Origin of the sequence: Pseudomonas alkylphenolica (genome assembly GCF_016009175.1) — a bacterium.
GTDB classification, from domain to species: Bacteria; Pseudomonadota; Gammaproteobacteria; order Pseudomonadales; family Pseudomonadaceae; genus Aquipseudomonas; species Aquipseudomonas alkylphenolica_B.
Map to the genome: position 1 here is coordinate 64557 of NZ_JADUCM010000006.1, position 18657 is coordinate 83213.

Consider the following 18657-nt stretch of genomic DNA (forward strand, 5'->3'; position numbering starts at 1 on the left):
ACGTGCTCCCTAAAAACCCAGGCTGGACAGCAGATCGTCGACATCGTCCTGACCGGACACAACGTCTTCACGCTTATCGGCATGAATCTGCGGACCTTCACCCCGAGTCGGATGTTTTTCTTGATCTTTTTCAGCGCGCAGCTGTTGGTGGTCATGTTCGATACCGGCAAAACGGTCGACCTGACTGGCCATCAGCACGAGCTTGAGCAGATTGCTTTCTACTTCGGTAACCAGTGCAGTGACGCGCTTGATTACCTGACCGGTCAGGTCCTGATAGTCCTGAGCCAGCAAAATGTCATTGAGGTGGCCGGCGACCTTGCGGTTGCCCTCCTCGCTACGCGTCAGGAAGCTGTCGACGCGCTTGGCCAGCTCACGAAACTCCGGCGCGGCCACTTCGCGGCGCATGAAGCGCTGCCAGTCGACACTCAGGCTTTTCGCTTCGGCACTCAGCTCATTGAGCACCGGGGTGCTTTCCTCGACCAGGTCCATGGTCCGGTTAGCCGCCCCTTCCGTCAGCTTGACCACGTAGGACAGGCGTTCGGTCGCATCGGTGATCTGCGAGACTTCCTCGGCTTGAGGCATCTGCGGATCGATCTGGAAACTGACGATCGCGCTGTGCAGCTCACGCGTGAGCTTGCCCACTTCCTGGTACAGGCCACGGTCACGGGTCTGGTTCAGCTGATGGATCAGTTGCACCGCGTCGCCGAACTTGCCTCTTTCAAGGCTGTCGACCAGTTCCTGGGCGTGCTTTTTCAGCGTCGACTCGAACTCGCCCAAGGATGATTGTGTTTGCTCCATAGCGCCCCCGTGGCGTGTCTCAGCTATTGACGCGCTCGAAGATCTTCTCGATCTTTTCTTTCAGCACCTGGGCAGTGAAAGGCTTGACCACGTAACCATTGACGCCGGCCTGAGCCGCTTCGATGATCTGCTCGCGCTTGGCTTCGGCGGTAACCATCAGCACCGGCAGGTGCTTGAGGCGCTCGTCGGCACGCACTTTGCGCAGCAGGTCGATTCCGGACATGCCCGGCATGTTCCAGTCGGTCACGAGGAAATCGAAATGACCGCTTTCAAGCATCGGCAGCGCCGTGTTGCCGTCGTCGGCTTCCTGGGTGTTGGTGAAGCCCAGGTCACGCAACAGGTTTTTGATGATCCGCCGCATCGTCGAAAAATCGTCGACGATGAGGATTTTCATGTCTTTGTTCAATTAGACCTCCAAGCAGTCTTAAACGCGTTCGGCGCTGAACGCGCACTCAATCAATTCGGGCACAACATTTCACGACTGCATTGAACCTGCGTTCAACGCGCCCGCCATTCCCCCAGGCGACTGCGCAAACGCGCCGCGCACTGGCTGTGCAGCTGGCTGACACGCGACTCGCTGACCCCCAGCACCTCACCGATTTCCTTGAGGTTCAGTTCTTCGTCGTAGTACAGCGCCAGCACCAGACGCTCGCGTTCAGGCAGGTTGGCAATGGCATCGGCCAGTGCCGCCTGAAAACGCTCGTCCTCCAGATCGCGCGAAGGCTCGAGCTGGGCACTGGCGCCGTCCTCGTGCAGGCCTTCATGCTCGCCGTCCTGCAACAGGTCGTCGAAGCTGAACAGGCGGCTGCCCAGGGTGTCATTCAAAATCCCGTAGTAATCATCGAGACTCAATTGAAGTTCGGCAGCAACTTCGTGATCTTTAGCGTCACGGCCGGTTTTTGCTTCAATTGCGCGAATCGCATCACTGACCATGCGGGTGTTGCGGTGAACCGAGCGCGGCGCCCAATCCCCCTTGCGCACTTCATCCAGCATTGCCCCGCGGATCCGGATACCGGCATAGGTCTCGAAACTGGCCCCTTTGCTCGCGTCGTACTTGTTCGCGACTTCGAGCAAGCCGATCATCCCGGCCTGGATCAGATCCTCCACCTGCACACTGGCTGGCAAACGTGCCAGCAAGTGATAGGCGATGCGCTTGACCAACGGCGCATAGCGCTCGATCAACTCATACTGGCCATCGCGCGATGCCTTGCTGTACATCCGATAACCGCTGGCGTTCATAGCACCGGACCCGCACTGGTTGGCTGTACCAGACGTTCGACGAAAAACTCCAGGTGGCCACGCGGATTGGCCGGCAACGGCCAGGTGTCAACCTTCTGGGCAATCGCCTTGAATGCCAGCGCGCACTTGGAACGCGGGAAGGCTTCATACACGGCTCGCTGCTTTTGCACCGCCTTGCGCACGCACTCGTCGTACGGCACTGCGCCGACGTATTGTAGGGCCACGTCAAGAAAGCGATCCGTGACCTTGGTCAACTTGGCGAACAGGTTGCGCCCTTCCTGAGGGCTTTGCGCCATGTTGGCCAACACGCGGAAACGGTTCATGCCGTAATCGCGGTTGAGCAACTTGATCAGCGCGTAGGCGTCGGTGATCGAGGTCGGTTCGTCGCACACTACCAACAACACTTCCTGCGCTGCGCGAACAAAACTGACTACCGAGTCACCAATACCTGCAGCTGTGTCGATGACCAGCACATCGAGGTTGTCGCCGATCTCGCTGAACGCCTGAATCAGGCCTGCGTGCTGCGCCGGTGCCAGGTGCACCATGCTTTGCGTGCCAGAGGCTGCCGGTACGATGCGCACACCGCCCGGCCCCTGCAGCAGCACGTCGCGCAGCTCGCAGCGGCCCTCGATGACGTCAGCCAGGGTGCGCTTGGGCGTCAGGCCCAGCAGCACGTCTACGTTGGCCAGCCCCAGGTCAGCGTCCAGCAGCATGACGCGACGGCCGAGTTCGGCCAGCGCCAATGACAGGTTCACCGACACGTTGGTCTTGCCGACGCCACCTTTACCGCCAGTTACGGCGATCACCTGTACGGGATGCATGCTACCCATATTTGTTTATTACCTTGTCTTGCTTAGACCGAGGCCACATGACTGGCTGCGCTTTCAACACCTGAAAAATGCCTGGCAGTCCATCAATGCAGATACTTTGCAACGTCTTCACAATCACCTCAGCCAACACGCTTGCCGGGGCTGTGGTAGAGATCAGCGAACATATCGGCCATTGCCTCTTCGCTGGGCTCCTCCTGCATCTGCACGCTCACCGCCCGACTGACCAACTGGTGCCGGCGGGGCAAGTGCAGATCGTCAGGAATGCGCGGCCCATCGGTTAGATAAGCCACTGGCAATTCATGACTGATGGCCAGGCTCAGGACTTCACCGAGACAGGCCGTTTCATCAAGCTTGGTCAGGATGCACCCGGCCAGCCCACAACGCTTGTAGCTGTGGTAGGCCGCCGTGAGCACCTGTTTCTGGCTGGTTGTCGCCAGCACCAGATAATTTTTAGACGCAATACCGCGTCCGGCAAGGGTTTCCAGCTGCATGCGCAGGGCCGGATCGCTGGCTTGCAGGCCGGCGGTATCGATCAGCACCACGCGCTTGCGCAGCAACGGGTCCAGCGCCTGTGCCAACGATTGCCCCGGATCGACGTGGGTCACCGAGACATTGAGGATCCGCCCCAGGGTCTTGAGCTGTTCCTGGGCACCGATGCGAAAACTGTCCATGCTCACCAGCGCCAGGTTCTGCGCGCCGTACTTGAGCACATAACGCGCAGCGAGCTTGGCCAGGGTGGTGGTCTTGCCCATGCCAGCCGGGCCGACCATGGCAATCACCCCGCCCTCTTCGATCGGTTCGATCTCGGGCACATCGATACGCCGCGCCAGGTGCGCAAGCAGCATGCGCCACGCCTGGCGCGGTTCCTCGATACCCGTGACCTGATCCAGCAGCTCGTGCGCCAACGGCCCCGACAGGCCGACACGCTGCAAGCGCCGCCAGAGGTTGGCTTGCTGCGGCTGGTTGCCCTGCAGCTGGCTCCAGGCCAATGAGCCGAGCTGCACTTCAAGCAGCTCGCGCAGCCCGGACAGCTCGGAGCGCATGGCATCGAACAGGCGCGGATCGACCGGCGCCGGTGCGACCACAGGTGGCGCCACCGGCGCTTCCACATGGGTATCGATCAGCGGCTCGGAAGCCGTCAGTGGCAAACCGGCAAACAACTGACGGTTACCCTCTTCGCTTTCACTGCGGCTGCTCAGTTCGGCCTGGGCCGTGACGATGCGCGACTGGGTCTTGCGCAACTCGTCCTCGAGCTCGACATTCGGCACCCGCGGCGCGAGGGCAGACAGCTTGTAGTCCAGCGCAGCCGTCAGCTCGACGCCACCAGCAATCCGCCGGTTGCCGATGATGGCGGCCTCAGCCCCCAGCTCATCACGAACCAGCTTCATGGCCTGACGCATATCGGCTGCGAAAAAACGCTTAACTTGCATAACCCACTACCTCAGCCGTTGGGGCCTACTGTGGCAACGATGGTAACTTGCTTGTTGTCAGGTATTTCCTGATACGCCAAAACATGCAAATTCGGTACAGCCAGACGACCGAAGCGCGACAGCATTGCCCGAACCGGTCCTGCGACCAGCAAGATCGCCGGCTGCCCTTGCATCTCTTGACGCTGGGCGGCTTCGATCAACGAACGCTGAAGCTTTTCGGCCATGCTCGGTTCAAGAAGAACACCATCTTCCTGACCTTGTCCGGCCCTTTGCAGACTATTGAGCAAAATCTGTTCCAACCTTGGCTCAAGGGTGATCACAGGCAGCTCGGACTCAACGCCGACAATGCTTTGGACGATGGCGCGACACAATCCGACGCGTACCACCGCCACCAGCGCGGCGGTATCTTGACTCTTGGCAGCGTTGTTGGCGATAGCCTCGGCAATGCTGCGAATATCACGCACCGGCACCTGCTCGGCAAGCAACGCCTGCAACACCTTGAGCAGACCCGACAATGAAATGACGCCTGGCACCAGTTCTTCAGCCAGTTTCGGCGACGCCTTGGCCAGCACTTGCAGCAGTTGCTGGACCTCTTCGTGGCCGATCAACTCATGGCAGTGCTTGTGCAGAATCTGGTTCAAGTGGGTCGCAACCACGGTGCTGGCATCCACCACGGTATACCCCAGCGACTGGGCCTGGCTGCGCTGGTTGACGTCGATCCACACCGCTTCCAGGCCGAAGGCCGGGTCGCGGGCGGCGATACCGTTGAGGGTACCGAACACCTGCCCGGGGTTGATCGCCAGCTCGCGATCCGGATAGATCTCGGCCTCCGCCAGGATTACGCCCATGAGAGTTAAGCGATAGGCGCTTGGTGCCAGGTCGAGGTTGTCGCGGATATGCACGGTGGGCATGAGAAAACCCAGGTCCTGGGAGAGCTTCTTGCGCACCCCCTTGATCCGCGCCAGCAATTGACCCGCCTGATTGCGGTCGACCAGCGGAATCAGCCGGTAACCGACCTCCAGGCCGATCATGTCGATCGGCGTGACATCGTCCCAGCCCAGCTCTTTGGTTTCCATCGCCCGCTGCGGGGACGGCAGCAGGTCTTGCTGGCGCTGGACTTCCGCCAGCGCCTTGACCTTGGCTTCGTTCTGTTTGCGCCAGAGCCAATAGGCACCACCAGCAGCCACCAGACCCAGACTCAGGAAGGCAAAGTGCGGCATGCCCGGCACCAGGCCCATGACAATCATGATCCCCGCCGACACCGCCAGCGCCTTGGGTGACGTGAACATCTGCCGATTGATCTGGTTACCCATGTCTTCGGAGCCGGAAGCACGGGTTACCATGATGGCCGCAGCGGTGGACAACAACAGTGATGGCAATTGCGCCACCAAACCGTCACCGATGGTCAGCAAGGCATAGACTCTACCGGCATCGCCGAACGTCATGCCGTGCTGGAACATGCCCACCAGCATGCCACCGATCAGGTTGATGAAGAGGATCAGCAGACCCGCGATGGCATCACCGCGAACGAACTTGCTGGCACCGTCCATCGAACCGTAGAACTCAGCCTCCTGAGCAACTTCCGAACGCCGCGCCTTGGCCTGCGCCTGATCGATCAGGCCAGCGTTGAGGTCGGCGTCGATGGCCATCTGCTTGCCCGGCATCGCATCGAGGGTGAAACGCGCACTCACCTCGGAAATACGCCCGGCCCCCTTGGTCACCACCACGAAGTTGATGATCATCAGGATCGCGAACACCACGATACCGACCACGTAGTTGCCGCCGATCACCACCTCACCAAACGCCTGGATCACTTTACCGGCAGCGTCATGACCATCTTGCCCATGGAGCATGACCACCCTCGTGGAGGCCACGTTGAGCGCCAGGCGCAGCAATGTCGCCACCAGCAGGATGGTCGGAAACGCAGCAAAATCGAGGGGGCGCAGCGCGTAGACGCAGACCAGCAGGACCACGATCGACAGCGCGATGTTGAAGGTAAAGAACACGTCGAGCAGGAACGGCGGGATCGGCAACATCATCATTGCCAACATCACCAGCAGCAACAGCGGCACACCCAGATTCCCCCGGCCTAGTCCGGCCAGGTTGTTACGGGCATTGCTGATTAACTGAGAGCGATCCACCGGTATTCCTCGTTTAGCTCAAGCAAAACTTTGACGCGAATGACGCGCGCAGCGCTGCCTTTGCAAGAAGCTCTCCAACTTTTGGATTCCGGACCGTGGGAGCGAGGCTTGCCCGCGAAAAACGGTAACGCGGTGTAGCAAGTACACCGCAGCGCCTGCTTCGCCGGCAAGCCTGGCTCCTACAGATCAACGGCGCCGGGAGCCTTGCCGCTACTGATCGCGACGCAGGTCCGGCGGAATCGGCAGGTCCTTGAGCGGCTCCGGCGGCTTGCCCTTGCCGGCCCGGTACTGACGGATCTGATAGACGTAGGCCAGCACCTGGGCCACGGCCAGGTACAGCCCGGCAGGGATCTCTTCCTCAAGCTCGGTGGAGTAGTAGATCGACCGTGCCAGGGCCGGCGATTCGAGCACCTGGATCTTGTGCTCGTTGGCGATTTCACGAATCTTCAAGGCAATGAAGTCGGCCCCTTTGGCCAGCAACAGCGGCGCCGCACCTTTCTCCGGGTCGTACTTGAGCGCTACCGCGTAGTGCGTCGGGTTGGTGATGATGACATCGGCTTCCGGCACCGCCGCCATCATCCGCCGCTGCGAAGCCTCGCGCTGGAGCTGGCGGATACGTTGTTTGACCTCGGGCTTGCCGTCACTGTCCTTGTACTCGTCGCGTACTTCCTGCTTGGTCATCAACAGTTTCTTGTGGGTTTGCCAGAGCTGGATGGGCACGTCCACCGCCGCAATCAGCAACAGCCCTGCCGCCATCCACAGCGCGCTCCAGCCCACCACCTGAACGCCATGGATAATGGCCTGCTCCAACGGCTCATTGGCAATCGCCAGCAGGTCGTCACGATCCGCCGAGAGCACGACCAGAGCGACGATCAGAATCATGACAAACTTGGCCAGCGCCTTGAGCAATTCGGACAAGGCGTTGATCGAGAACATCCGCTTGATCCCGGCAATCGGGTTCATACGACTGAACTTGGGCTCCAGCAAACTGCCGGAAAACAGGAAGCCGCCCAACGCCACCGGACCGATGATTGCGGCCACCAGCAGCACCAGCAGCACCGGCTGAACCGTGAGCAGCGCCGTTTTGCCCGCCGCCATGAGAAAAATCCCCATGAAGCGCTCATCGGTAATGACTTCGCGCGACAACACGAAGTTGCTGCGCATCAATTCCATCAACGCCTGAGCCATGCCGCCGCCAAATGCCAGCAAGGCACCCGCACCGGCCAGGGTCACCGCCACGGTATTGAGTTCTTTGGAGCGCGCAACGTCACCCTTTTCCCGCGCGTCCTTCTTGCGTTTGTCGGTGGGGTCTTCTGTTTTGTCCTGACCGCTTTCGCTCTCTGCCATGCCTAGCGCGCCCGTGCCAGTTCACGCAGCCACTGCAAGGCCTCGGAGGCCAGCGCCTGGTAATGCGGAAGAATCTCGGCAAGACTGACCCAGAAGATGCCAAGCCCCAGCACCAGCGTCAGCGGAAAGCCGATGGAAAAGATGTTCAGCTGCGGCGCCGCACGCGTCATCACGCCGAAGGCAACGTTGACCACCAGCAAGGCGATGATCGCCGGCAACACCAGCAGCAGCGCCGCACCAAGCACCCAGCTCAGTCGCCCGGCCAGGTCCCAGAAGTGATTGACCAGCAAGCCACTGCCGACCGGCAAGGTGGTGAAACTCTCGGTGAGCACTTCGAACACCACCAGGTGGCCATTGATGGACAAAAACAGCAAAGTCACCAGCATGGTCAGGAACTGACTGATCACCGCCACGTTGACGCCGTTGGCCGGGTCGACCATCGAGGCGAAGGCCATACCCATCTGGATCGCCACAATCTGCCCGGCAATCACGAATATCTGGAAAAACAGCTGCAGCGAAAAGCCGAACAACGCGCCGATGATGACCTGCTCGGCAATCAGCAACAACGCACTGAGGTCCAGTGCATTGACCACGGGCATCGGCGGCAACCCCGGCACGATGACTACGGTGATCGCCAGGGCGAAGTACAGGCGCACACGCGCCGAAACCAGAGTGGTGCCGAACACCGGCATGGTCATCAGCACTGCAGTCACGCGAAACAGCGGCAGGATGAAACTGGCCACCCACGAGCCGATCTGTGCATCGGTCAATTCAAGCATGGACAGGTCAGCCGATCAGCTGCGGAATGCTGCCGTACAACGACAGCATGTACTCCATGAACTTCTGCACCAACCAGGGCCCGACCACGATCAGGGTCACCAGCATTACCAACAGGCGCGGCAAGAAGCTCAGGGTCTGTTCGTTGATCTGTGTGGCGGCCTGGAACATCGCCACCACCAGACCCACCAGCAGGCTCGGCACCACCAGCACGGCGACCATAAGCGTGGTCAGCCACAGCGCATCACGAAACAGGTCGACAGCCACTTCAGGGGTCATGATCCACTTCTCCTCGAGGCGTCAAACGCCGCCGAAACTGCCGGCCAGGGTACCCATGATCAATGCCCAGCCATCCACCAGCACAAACAGCATGATCTTGAATGGCAGCGAGATGATCAGCGGCGAGAGCATCATCATACCCATGGCCATCAGCACACTGGCCACCACCAGGTCGATGATCAGAAACGGAATGAAGATCATGAAACCGATCTGGAACGCGGTCTTCAGCTCCGAGGTGACAAATGCCGGCACCAGGATGGTCAACGGCGCCTGCTCGGGGCTGGCAATGTCGGTTCGCTTGGACAGGCGCATGAACAGGTCCAGGTCACTCTGGCGCGTCTGGGCGAGCATGAAGTCCTTGAGCGGCACCTGCGCCTTGGCAATTGCTTCCTGCGCCACCATCTGCTCGTTCAGGTAAGGCTGCAGGGCATCCTTGTTCACCCGGTCGAACACCGGCGCCATGATGAACATGGTCAGGAACAGCGCCATCCCCGTGAGGATCTGGTTCGACGGCGTCTGCTGCAGCCCCAGGGCCTGACGCAGGATCGAGAAGACAATGATGATGCGGGTAAAGCTAGTCATCAGGATGACAAACGCCGGAATGAAACTCAGCGCCGTCATGATCAGCAGGATCTGCAGGCTGACCGAATACTCCTGCTGCCCGTCCGCACCGCTGGACAAGGTAATGGCCGGAATCGACAACGGATCGGCAGCCAGGGCCAATGGCGCTGCCAACAGCAACAGCAGCGTCAACATCATGCGCAATGCGCCCATCACGACCTACCCTTCTGATCCTTGCCCATCAGCTCCATCAGGCGCTGGGCGAACTCTGGTGTTGCCTGGCGCGCAGCGGCCGGCACATCGACCGGCTCCGCCATGACGTGTAGCGCCTCGATGCTGCCGGGCGAGTGACCGATCAGGATCTGCTCCTTGCCGACCTGGACCAGCAGCAGGCGATCCCGCGGCCCCAGCGAACGGCTGCCGAGAATCTCGATCACCTGACCACTGCCTGGCGCTGCGCCCTGCACCCGGCGCAGCAACCAGGCGAGAAGGAAGATCAGCCCCAGTACCAGCAGCAGCCCGAGCACCAGTTGCGTCAACTGGCCGGCAGCACTGCCACCGGTGGCCGGCGCGACCACAGCGGCGGCCGGCTGTACGGTTGCCAGGGCCACATCCGCGTACAGCGCAGCAACCAGCGCCAGTGCGCGGGGCAACAAACGGCTCACTCAGCGCAGCTTCTTGATGCGTTCGCTCGGACTGATCACGTCAGTCAGGCGAATACCGAACTTTTCGTTGACCACGACTACTTCACCGTGAGCAATCAAGGTGCCGTTGACCAGTACGTCCAGCGGCTCACCCGCCAGGCGATCCAGTTCGATCACCGAGCCCTGGTTGAGTTGCAGCAGGTTGCGGATGTTGATTTCGGTGCTGCCCACTTCCATGGAAATACTGACCGGGATGTCGAGGATCACATCCAGGTTCGGGCCTTCCAGGCTCACCGGCTCATTGCTGCGCGGCGAGCTGCCGAATTCTTCCATCGGCAGGCGATTGGAGGACGAGCCACCAGCGCCAACGTCTGCAGCGAGCAAGGCATCAATATCGGCCTGACCGCCGTCGCCGGTTTCTTCCAGCGCAGCGGCCCACTCATCGGCCAGCGCTTGCTCTTCCGGAGAGGTGATATCGTTTTCGTTAGCCATTTTGTCCTCGACGGGCAATCAATACGGGGTTGGAACAACCGGCGCCGCTCAGCGGCGCTCGATCGGATCAATAATCTGCAGGGCCAGGGTGCCTTTGTGCGAACCCAGCTTGGCCTTGAACGACGGAACGCCGTTGGCCCGCAGGATCAGCTCCTCAGGCAGCTCGACCGGAATCACGTCGCCCGGCTGCATGTGCAAAATGTCGCGCAGCTTCAGCTGACGACGGGCAACCGTGGCGCTCAGCGGTACGCTGACATCCAGCACGTCTTCGCGCAGGGCCTTGATCCAGCGCTCGTCCTGGTCATCCAGGTCGGACTGAAAGCCGGCATCGAGCATTTCGCGCACCGGCTCGATCATCGAGTACGGCATGGTCACGTGCAGGTCGCCGCCGCCGCCATCGAGCTCGATGTGGAAGGTAGAAACCACCACCGCCTCACTTGGCCCGACGATGTTGGCCATGGCCGGGTTGACCTCGGAGTTGATGTACTCGAAGTTGACCGGCATGATCGCCTGCCAGGCTTCTTTGAGGTCGACAAACGCCTGATCCAGCACCATGCGCACCACACGCAATTCGGTCGGGGTGAATTCACGCCCTTCGATCTTGGCGTGACGACCGTCACCGCCAAAGAAGTTGTCCACCAGCTTGAACACCAGTTTGGCGTCGAGAATGAACAGCGACGTGCCACGCAGCGGCTTGATCTTCACCAGGTTGAGGCTGGTCGGCACATACAGCGAATGCACGTACTCGCCGAACTTCATGACCTGCACGCCACCGACTGCCACGTCAGCGGAGCGACGCAACAGGTTGAACATGCTGATACGGGTGTAGCGGGCGAAGCGCTCGTTGATCATTTCCAGGGTCGGCATACGCCCGCGAACGATGCGATCCTGACTGGTCAGGTCATAGCTCTTGACGCTGCCAGGTTCGGCGTTGCTCTCGGTTTGTACCAACCCGTCATCGACACCATGCAACAAGGCATCGATTTCGTCCTGGGACAGCAGGTCCTGCACGGCCATTTGTGGCTCCTACTGCAATACGAAATTGGTGAACAGCAACTGGTCGACGACCGGTTTGCCGACTTCCTTCTGCGCGACTTCCTGCACACTGGCGGTCGCCTTCTGGCGCAGCATCTCCTGCCCCACGGGGCTGGCCAGGGTGTCGAAACCCTGACCGGAAAACAGCATCACCAGGTTGTTGCGAATGACCGGCATGTGCACTTTCAACGCATCCAGCGCCGCCTGGTCACGCCCCTGCAAGGTGATACTCACCTGCATGTAGCGCTGGCGGCCGTTCTGGTTGAAATTGACCACAAAGGCGGGCGCCAGCGGCTCATAGATGGCCGCAGGCTTGAGGTTGCTGACCTGCGCCGGGTCGGCTTCCGGTTTGTCTGCAGACTTGTGCAGGAAAAACCAGGTCGCACCTACCGAGAGGCCGATAGCCAGCAGCAGTGCCAGCACCACCAACAGGATCAGCTTGAGTTTGCCTTTAGCGGCGGGGTCTTTCTCTGCGTCGCTCTTCGCCATGCCAATATTCCGTCATTCATCGGAGAATTCAGTCACATGGCGAGGGTGGAGCAAGTGTTATGCCAGATCAGGCCCCCTTCGCGGATAAATCCACTCCCACAGGTCCAGCTCAGCACCTGTGGGAGCGGGTTTACCCGCGAAGCAGTGACACCGGTCAGGCGTAGTAATCGACCGCGCTGGAACCGATCACCGTCTGATGCTCGACTGCAGTGGCGCTTGCAGCAGCCTCGGCTTGCGCACCATCAGCCTCATTGCGCCGCGCTGCCACACCACTCAGGCGCGGCGAATCAGACTGGCCCTGTTGCTGCTGCCCACGCGACTGGTCGGCAACGTTGACATCAGGCTGACCAAGCCCCTGCTGGGCGAACATCTCCTTGAGCCGGTGCACCTGGTTTTCCAGGGCCTCGCGCACGCCGACATGACCACTGGTGAAAGTAATCTGCGCCTGCTGTTCGGGCGCCAGGTGTACGCGAATATCCAGGCGCCCCAGCTCGGCGGGCTCCAGTTGAATGTCGGCGGACTTCAGGCTTTGACTGGACAGGTACATCACCCGGTTGACCAGACCCTCGGTCCAGCCGCCCTGATTCATCGCCAGGGGTTGTTGCAGGGTGGTCGCCGCCAATGGAACGGCATTGGCGGTTTTCGCCGTAGCCGCCTGGGTCAATGCGCCCAGGCGCTCGGCGAAGTTGTCAATGCGTGTATCGCTTGAGGCGCTTTTGAGGTCCTTGAGGCCATCATCGAGCAAGCCGGCAAAGGCCTTGTCGCCCGGCTCACCCGACTCGGCATCGGCGCCCGGCTTGTCCAGCAAGGCCGCCAGGGTATTGACGGCAGGCTGGGCAGACGCGGCTTCAGGCTGCGCGCCTGTCGATTTGCTGGCGGCGTGTGCCGAGGTGGTGCCTTGCGCCTGTGCGCTTTGCTCCAGCGCCATGCGCAAGGCAGGCAGATCGGCCAGCGGGGCGGCTTCCGGGTCAAACTCAGGCTCGCCCGGGAGCACGGCGGCAGGCGCCACCTGAGCCTGCAACTGCGCCGCCTGGACCACCGGTGCCACGGCTTCGGCCTGCGCCTGGATCAATTGGGCCCCAGGCTGCGCATCCGTCACCTGACCGGCCACCAGATTGGGGTCGAGCAGGGCCGGCTCAGTAGTCTGCCCCAGCTCATCGACGCCGGCGTCCGGGTCATCAGGCAAGGTTTTGCCGCTGTCGGCAATGTTGCGCTTGTCGGCGGCATCTTCCTTGCCGTCAACCACCTCTTTGCCGCCAGCTACACCTTTGCCCCGCTTGAGCGCATCAGCGCCGGTCTCCCGAGATTGCTGGGCGTACACACTGGAAAAGCCCGAAGCCTTGTCGTTAGAAGCCTGCAGCGCCTTGTCCGGCTGATTGACTACAGCCCGTGAAGGTTTTGTCGCGACACTGTTTTGCAGCAGTGGGTTGGAAGCGACAGGCATGTGAAAATCTCCGCGACGGCGTGTAGTAAGCGTAAGTTGAGAATGACGCAGCAAAAGTCGCGCCAGTTTCAAAGATGGCATTCAGCCAATGGATACGCGATGGCGTTCTTCGGCATACAAGTGACGAACCAATTCGTACTCGCGATCAATCTGATTGATCAGATCCTCGATGCCGTACAACGGCTGTTGCTTGACGCGCGCCTCCAGCTGCTGGCACAGCGCAGCCAGCGCCAACGCCCCCATGTTGCTGCTGCTGCCTTTGAAACTGTGCGCCGCATGGCCAAGCTCTGCAGCATTCTTGGCCTCATGCAACTGACTCAGGCGCTTGTCGGAGTCAATCAGAAAGGTTTCCAGCAAACACACGTAACCTTCCTCCATGACCTCTTGCAGGTCACGCAGCACGTTACGATCGATGTGGATATCGGACACTTGCTCACTCCTTGATCAAGCTGGATTATGCCAGAGCCTCCCAGGTGAACTCCACGCATACGCGCCGCCCCTCGTCAGCCCACTCCACACGCCGGCTCAGCCGCCGTATCAGGTTAAGCCCGCGCCCATACAAGCCCTGCTCGATCAATGGACGTGCAAGCACTGTATGTACATCAAAGCCCTTGCCACTGTCTTCCACCTCGATAATCAGCCGCCCACCGGGGCCATGCGGCTCAACACGCAGACTCAATCGAATATAGCCGCTGTTCAGCGCCTGCAAGCGCTCGTTGCGCTGCCGGTAATACTCGGCAAATCCCCGGGCATCACGCTTGAGCGCCGAATCCAGCCCCAGCACTCCGTGTTCCAGGGCATTGGAATACAACTCATTGAGGACACTGTGCAAAGCGCCACTCTGGGCGCGCAGGCCATGTATCTCTTGCAACAACTGCAGCAAGTAGGGCAACGGATTGAAGCGTTTGAGCGTGTCGGCACGAAACTCGAACTGCAACGACCAGTCCAGCGGTGCACACTGGCCACTATCGGAATAAGCCATCGGCGGTGGCGACAAGGCATCCGGATCAACGATCCCGATCTCCAGCAGGCTCACGTCATCACGGCAACGCCCACGAAACGCCTCCAGCGCCCCAAGCACTTCCTCAAACAGCAACTGCGGCTGCTGATTGGCGACCAGTATCTGGCGCAGCCGCTCGACCCCGAACAGCTGATCGTTGTCGTCACTGGTATCAACCACGCCATCCGACAGCAGGAACAGGCGTTGACCCAGCGCCAGCGGCAGTACCTGCGTGGAATCGTCGAACCGCTCCGGCGCCAGCACCCCCAACGGCAAATGCCGGGACACCAGTGGCAACGGCTCGCCACCGTCAGCGCTCAACACATAGCCGTCGGGCATGCCGCCGTTCCAGACCTCTACCATTCGCCGAGAAAAGCTCAGGTTGAGCAGCAGCGCGCAGCAGAACATATCCACAGGCAGGATGCGCTTGAGCTTGGCGTTCATCTCGCGCAGGGTTTCCGCCAGGCCATAGCCCTTGGCGGTCATGCCATAGAACACTTCGGCCAAGGGCATGGCGCCAACTGCCGCGGGCAAACCATGGCCGGTGAAATCCCCCAGCAGCACATGCATGTCGCCGGACGGGGTGAAGGCGGCCAGCAACAGGTCGCCGTTGAACAGCGCGTAGGGCGACTGCAGGTAACGGATATTGGGTGAGCTCAGGCAACCGGCATGCGCCACCTTGTCGAACACTGCCTTTGCCACGCGCTGCTCATTGAGCAAATGATGGTGATGGTGGGCAATCTGGTCACGCTGCTCCAGCACGGTCGCCTGCAGCCGGCGCAGGCGATCCATGGCCTTGATCTTGGCGGCGAGAATCACCGGGCTGTAGGGCTTTGCCAGAAAATCGTCTCCGCCCGCCTCCAGGCACCGCACCAATGCCTCTTCTTCGCTCAACGAGGTCAGAAAGATGATCGGTATCAGCGCCTCGCCCGCCAGCGCCTTGATTTGCCGGGCGGCCTCAAAGCCATCCATGACCGGCATCAGCGCATCCAGCAACACCAGCTGCGGCCGTTGCTCGGCGAACAGCGCCACCGCCTGCTCGCCGTTTTCAGCGGTGAGCACTGCATGCCCCTGCCTGCTGACGATACGCGCCAGCAGCATACGGTCGGTCGCACTGTCTTCGGCGATCAACACCGTCAAGACTGCGTCAGGCATGGCCTGGCTCAACTGATATCGAACAGTTTGTCGAAATTGGAAATGGCGAGGATCTTGCGAACATCCGAACTGGTGTTGACGACACGAATTTCCGAGTCATCGCCACCGACGTGATCGCGCAGCAACAGCAGCATGCCCAGCGCCGAGCTGTCGAGGTAAGTGGCCTCCTTCAAGTCGACCACCACCGAGGCCGGCTGTGCGTTGCGCTCGTAGGCCTCGCGAAACTCCTGATGCTTGCCAAAATCAAAGCGGCCCTTGACCTTGATCGTCAGCTTTTTCCCATCCTGGGACAACTCAGAGATAACGCCCATAGTGGCAGTCCTTTCCGTTACGACCCATGCAGTCATCCAACAGGTTTAGCAGCCCGCCCACCGCGCAGCAAGCCCGGGCAATCATGGCGGGCTTCAGTAGCGGTCATGGCGCGGAAGACGCTGGGACAATTCGTCGAGCAGCTTTTGCTCGCGCTTGTCCTCGATCAGCCGCGCTTCGTCGATGTAGCGCTGAACCAGCTTGCGCAACCCTTCGACCCGGGCATACGCCTGCTGCCAGGTGCCGCGGGCATTGTTGAGGTTGTTCTGGTGCCAGGCCAGGCTTTGGCGCTGCTGGGTCATCGCGCTCTCCAGCTGACCGAGAAAGCGCTGGTAATTGACCAGCCAGCTGCCGGAAACGCCTTGCCCGCCCCGATCAATCCATTGCAACTGATAATCTGCGCGAAAGCGGTCGAGTTCGGCGAGCTTGGCCTGCGCCAGGTTCACCTGCTGCTGGAACTGCCCCAGGCGCTGAGCGGCCTGACGCTCGGCGTTTTCGGCCATCTCCACGACCGGCGCCAGGCGCGCCGCACGGCTGGACTGAGCCATGAGCTATCAGCCGCCGGTGTCGGATTTGGGCTGCGCAAAGACGCTGGCCAGGTGCTCGCGACTTTGCTGCATGCCGACATTGTCGTTCAGTCCCTGACGCAGGAAATGCACCAGCTTCGGTTGCAAGGCAATGGCCAGGTCGGTTTCGGCATCGCCGCCGGCCACGTAGGCACCGACACTGATCAGGTCGCGACTTTGCGACAGGCGCGACCACAGCTGCTTGAACTGCTGCGCCTCGCGCATCTGGTCCGGGCTGACCACCTGCGGCATGACCCGACTGATCGAGGCTTCGATATCGATGGCCGGGTAATGCCCTTCTTCAGCCAGGCGCCGGGACAGGACGATATGCCCGTCGAGCACACCACGCGCCGAGTCGGCAATCGGGTCCTGCTGATCGTCACCTTCGGAGAGCACGGTATAGAACGCGGTAATCGAGCCACCGCCGGCCTCGCCGTTACCGGCACGCTCGACCAATTTGGGCAGTTTGGCAAACACTGAGGGCGGATAGCCTTTAGTGGCGGGCGGTTCGCCGATGGCCAGGGCGATTTCCCGCTGGGCCTGGGCAAAACGGGTCAGTGAGTCCATCAGTAACAGGACATTCTTGCCCTTGTCGCGAAAATATTCGGCAATGCGCGTGCAGTACATCGCCGCACGCAGACGCATCAGCGGCGCATCGTCCGCCGGAGAAGCCACGACCACCGAGCGCTTGAGGCCCTCGGTGCCGAGAATGTGCTCGATGAATTCCTTCACCTCACGGCCCCGCTCACCAATCAGGCCAACCACGATGATGTCGGCCTCGGTGAAGCGGGTCATCATCCCCAGCAGCACACTCTTGCCGACGCCGGTACCGGCAAACAGGCCCAGACGCTGACCGCGACCGACCGTGAGCAAACCGTTGATGCTGCGAATGCCGACATCCAGTGGCTGGCTGATGGGGTCACGATTGAGCGGGTTGATAGTCGGACCATCCATGGGCACCCAGTCTTCGGCCTTCATGCCACCCTTGCCATCCAGCGCGCGCCCGGCGCCGTCAAGCACCCGTCCAAGCATGCTCATGCCCATGGGCAGCCGCCCGCTGTCAGCCAGCGGCACCACGCGCGCGCCCGGTGCAATACCGGCGACACTGCCGACCGGCATCAGGAACACCTTGGTGCCGGAAAAGCCCATGACTTCTGCTTCGACCCGCACCGGGTGGTGGCTGTCATCATTGATCACTACGCAGCGGCTACCGATTGCCGCGCGCAGGCCTTCAGCCTCCAGGGTCAAACCGACCATGCGCAGCAGGCGGCCTTCGACTACCGGCTGAGCGGGCAGTTTCACGGTGTCGGCATAGGTACCCAGGCGCTTGGCGAAGCTGGTGCGTTCAAGGCGCATCGGCGGTGTCCAGCTCGACCGTCAGGTCAGGCGCTGCCGGGTGCAAGCCCTGGTCGTGCAACTGATCGAACAGTTGCGCCAAGGCTTTCTCGAGTCGGGTTTCCATGGTCGCATCGATGCGGCTATGGTCGGTTTCAATCCGGCAGCCGCCCGGCAACAGGGCTTCATCCTCAAGCAGCTTCCAGCGTTCTTCATGACGCTCGCGCAAGGCTTTGGCCTGCTCGAAGTCCTGCGGATTGATATGAATGCGGATGTTCTCGGCGCCCATGGGCAGCAGCTTCAACGCTTCGCGCAACACCTGGGTGATCTGCCCGGAATCGATGCGCAGCTCGCGACCGATGACCTCGCGGGCCATGTGCGCGACCAGGTTGACCAGGGCTTTCTCGATCTGGCTGTCTTGCTCGGCAATCGGCTCAAGCAGGTTGCCCATCAACTGCTCAAGGCTGGCCAGCTTGGCCGCCAGGGCCACTTCAGCCTCCTGGCGAACCTTGAGCTGGGTGCTGTGAAAACCTTCCCGCTCACCGATGGCAAAGCCTTCGTTGTAGGCATCCTGGCGGATGCTCTCAAGCTCTTCGAGGGTCAGTGGCTGGACTTCCTCCAGCGGCACCTCCTCGATTTCCTCCTGAACCACTTCAGGCTCGGGTTCGGGCTCGGGCTCCGGTTGTGGATCGAAGCTGGGCAGCGCCCAGCGATCGAAGCCTTCAACCTCGTTGGCGCGAATCAGTTCGCTCAGGTGCTCGTTGGTCGACATGATTGCACGCACTC

At 61.0% G+C, this 18657-nt stretch carries 21 protein-coding genes; all 21 read right to left on the minus strand.

Annotation, left to right across the window (positions count from 1 at the left end):
* Nucleotides 1-9 precede the first annotated feature (9 nt).
* Nucleotides 10-798: a protein phosphatase CheZ gene (locus tag I5S59_RS08235; protein WP_128324362.1), complete on the minus strand. Its 789-nt coding sequence runs from the start codon at nt 796-798 to the stop codon at nt 10-12.
* Between the two features lie 19 nt (nt 799-817).
* On the minus strand, nt 818-1192 hold the full coding sequence (locus tag I5S59_RS08240) for a chemotaxis response regulator CheY (protein ID WP_036990294.1): 375 nt from the start codon (nt 1190-1192) through the stop codon (nt 818-820).
* A gap of 104 nt (nt 1193-1296) precedes the next feature.
* Nucleotides 1297-2037: an RNA polymerase sigma factor FliA gene (gene fliA / locus I5S59_RS08245; protein WP_045189022.1), complete on the minus strand. Its 741-nt coding sequence runs from the start codon at nt 2035-2037 to the stop codon at nt 1297-1299.
* Nucleotides 2034-2867 (minus strand): flagellar synthesis regulator FleN, encoded by an 834-nt coding sequence (gene fleN / locus I5S59_RS08250; protein ID WP_038613333.1) that lies wholly within the window; start codon nt 2865-2867, stop codon nt 2034-2036. Before fleN ends, fliA begins: the two co-directional genes overlap by 4 nt.
* A gap of 119 nt (nt 2868-2986) precedes the next feature.
* Nucleotides 2987-4297: a flagellar biosynthesis protein FlhF gene (gene flhF / locus I5S59_RS08255; RefSeq protein WP_197876185.1), complete on the minus strand. Its 1311-nt coding sequence runs from the start codon at nt 4295-4297 to the stop codon at nt 2987-2989.
* A gap of 11 nt (nt 4298-4308) precedes the next feature.
* Entirely contained in the window at nt 4309-6438 is a 2130-nt protein-coding gene (flhA, locus tag I5S59_RS08260) for a flagellar biosynthesis protein FlhA (protein ID WP_197876186.1), read from the minus strand.
* Nucleotides 6439-6648: 210 nt separating this feature from the next.
* Complete coding sequence (flhB, locus tag I5S59_RS08265) at nt 6649-7785, minus strand: flagellar biosynthesis protein FlhB (RefSeq protein WP_197876187.1); 1137 nt, start codon at nt 7783-7785, stop codon at nt 6649-6651.
* A gap of 2 nt (nt 7786-7787) precedes the next feature.
* Nucleotides 7788-8564 (minus strand): flagellar biosynthetic protein FliR, encoded by a 777-nt coding sequence (gene fliR, locus I5S59_RS08270; RefSeq protein ID WP_197876188.1) that lies wholly within the window; start codon nt 8562-8564, stop codon nt 7788-7790.
* A gap of 7 nt (nt 8565-8571) precedes the next feature.
* Entirely contained in the window at nt 8572-8841 is a 270-nt protein-coding gene (fliQ, locus tag I5S59_RS08275; RefSeq protein ID WP_128324357.1) for a flagellar biosynthesis protein FliQ, read from the minus strand.
* 21 nt (nt 8842-8862) lie between these two features.
* On the minus strand, nt 8863-9615 hold the full coding sequence (fliP, locus tag I5S59_RS08280) for a flagellar type III secretion system pore protein FliP (RefSeq protein WP_197876189.1): 753 nt from the start codon (nt 9613-9615) through the stop codon (nt 8863-8865).
* Complete coding sequence (gene fliO / locus I5S59_RS08285; RefSeq protein ID WP_197876190.1) at nt 9615-10067, minus strand: flagellar biosynthetic protein FliO; 453 nt, start codon at nt 10065-10067, stop codon at nt 9615-9617. Before fliO ends, fliP begins: the two co-directional genes overlap by 1 nt.
* Nucleotides 10068-10538, minus strand: coding sequence for a flagellar motor switch protein FliN (fliN, locus tag I5S59_RS08290; protein WP_197876191.1), 471 nt, complete (start codon nt 10536-10538; stop codon nt 10068-10070).
* A 48-nt stretch (nt 10539-10586) separates the two neighbouring features.
* Complete coding sequence (gene fliM / locus I5S59_RS08295) at nt 10587-11555, minus strand: flagellar motor switch protein FliM (protein WP_128324353.1); 969 nt, start codon at nt 11553-11555, stop codon at nt 10587-10589.
* Between the two features lie 9 nt (nt 11556-11564).
* Entirely contained in the window at nt 11565-12062 is a 498-nt protein-coding gene (gene fliL, locus I5S59_RS08300; RefSeq protein ID WP_197876192.1) for a flagellar basal body-associated protein FliL, read from the minus strand.
* Between the two features lie 154 nt (nt 12063-12216).
* Entirely contained in the window at nt 12217-13506 is a 1290-nt protein-coding gene (locus I5S59_RS08305; protein WP_197876193.1) for a flagellar hook-length control protein FliK, read from the minus strand.
* 81 nt (nt 13507-13587) lie between these two features.
* Nucleotides 13588-13935 carry an Hpt domain-containing protein gene (locus I5S59_RS08310; RefSeq protein ID WP_197876194.1) on the minus strand — a complete coding sequence of 116 codons (348 nt, stop codon included), beginning with the start codon at nt 13933-13935 and terminating at the stop codon, nt 13588-13590.
* 25 nt (nt 13936-13960) lie between these two features.
* Nucleotides 13961-15661 carry an ATP-binding SpoIIE family protein phosphatase gene (locus I5S59_RS08315; protein ID WP_197876195.1) on the minus strand — a complete coding sequence of 567 codons (1701 nt, stop codon included), beginning with the start codon at nt 15659-15661 and terminating at the stop codon, nt 13961-13963.
* 8 nt (nt 15662-15669) lie between these two features.
* Nucleotides 15670-15972 (minus strand): STAS domain-containing protein, encoded by a 303-nt coding sequence (locus I5S59_RS08320; RefSeq protein WP_128324348.1) that lies wholly within the window; start codon nt 15970-15972, stop codon nt 15670-15672.
* A 93-nt stretch (nt 15973-16065) separates the two neighbouring features.
* Nucleotides 16066-16518: a flagellar export protein FliJ gene (gene fliJ, locus I5S59_RS08325; protein WP_197876196.1), complete on the minus strand. Its 453-nt coding sequence runs from the start codon at nt 16516-16518 to the stop codon at nt 16066-16068.
* A gap of 6 nt (nt 16519-16524) precedes the next feature.
* A complete protein-coding gene (gene fliI / locus I5S59_RS08330; RefSeq protein WP_197876197.1) occupies nt 16525-17892 on the minus strand; it encodes a flagellar protein export ATPase FliI in 1368 nt (455 codons plus the stop codon).
* Nucleotides 17882-18643 carry a flagellar assembly protein FliH gene (gene fliH, locus I5S59_RS08335; protein ID WP_197876198.1) on the minus strand — a complete coding sequence of 254 codons (762 nt, stop codon included), beginning with the start codon at nt 18641-18643 and terminating at the stop codon, nt 17882-17884. The genes fliI and fliH overlap by 11 nt, the downstream gene beginning before the upstream one ends.
* Between the last annotated feature and the right edge of the window lie 14 nt (nt 18644-18657).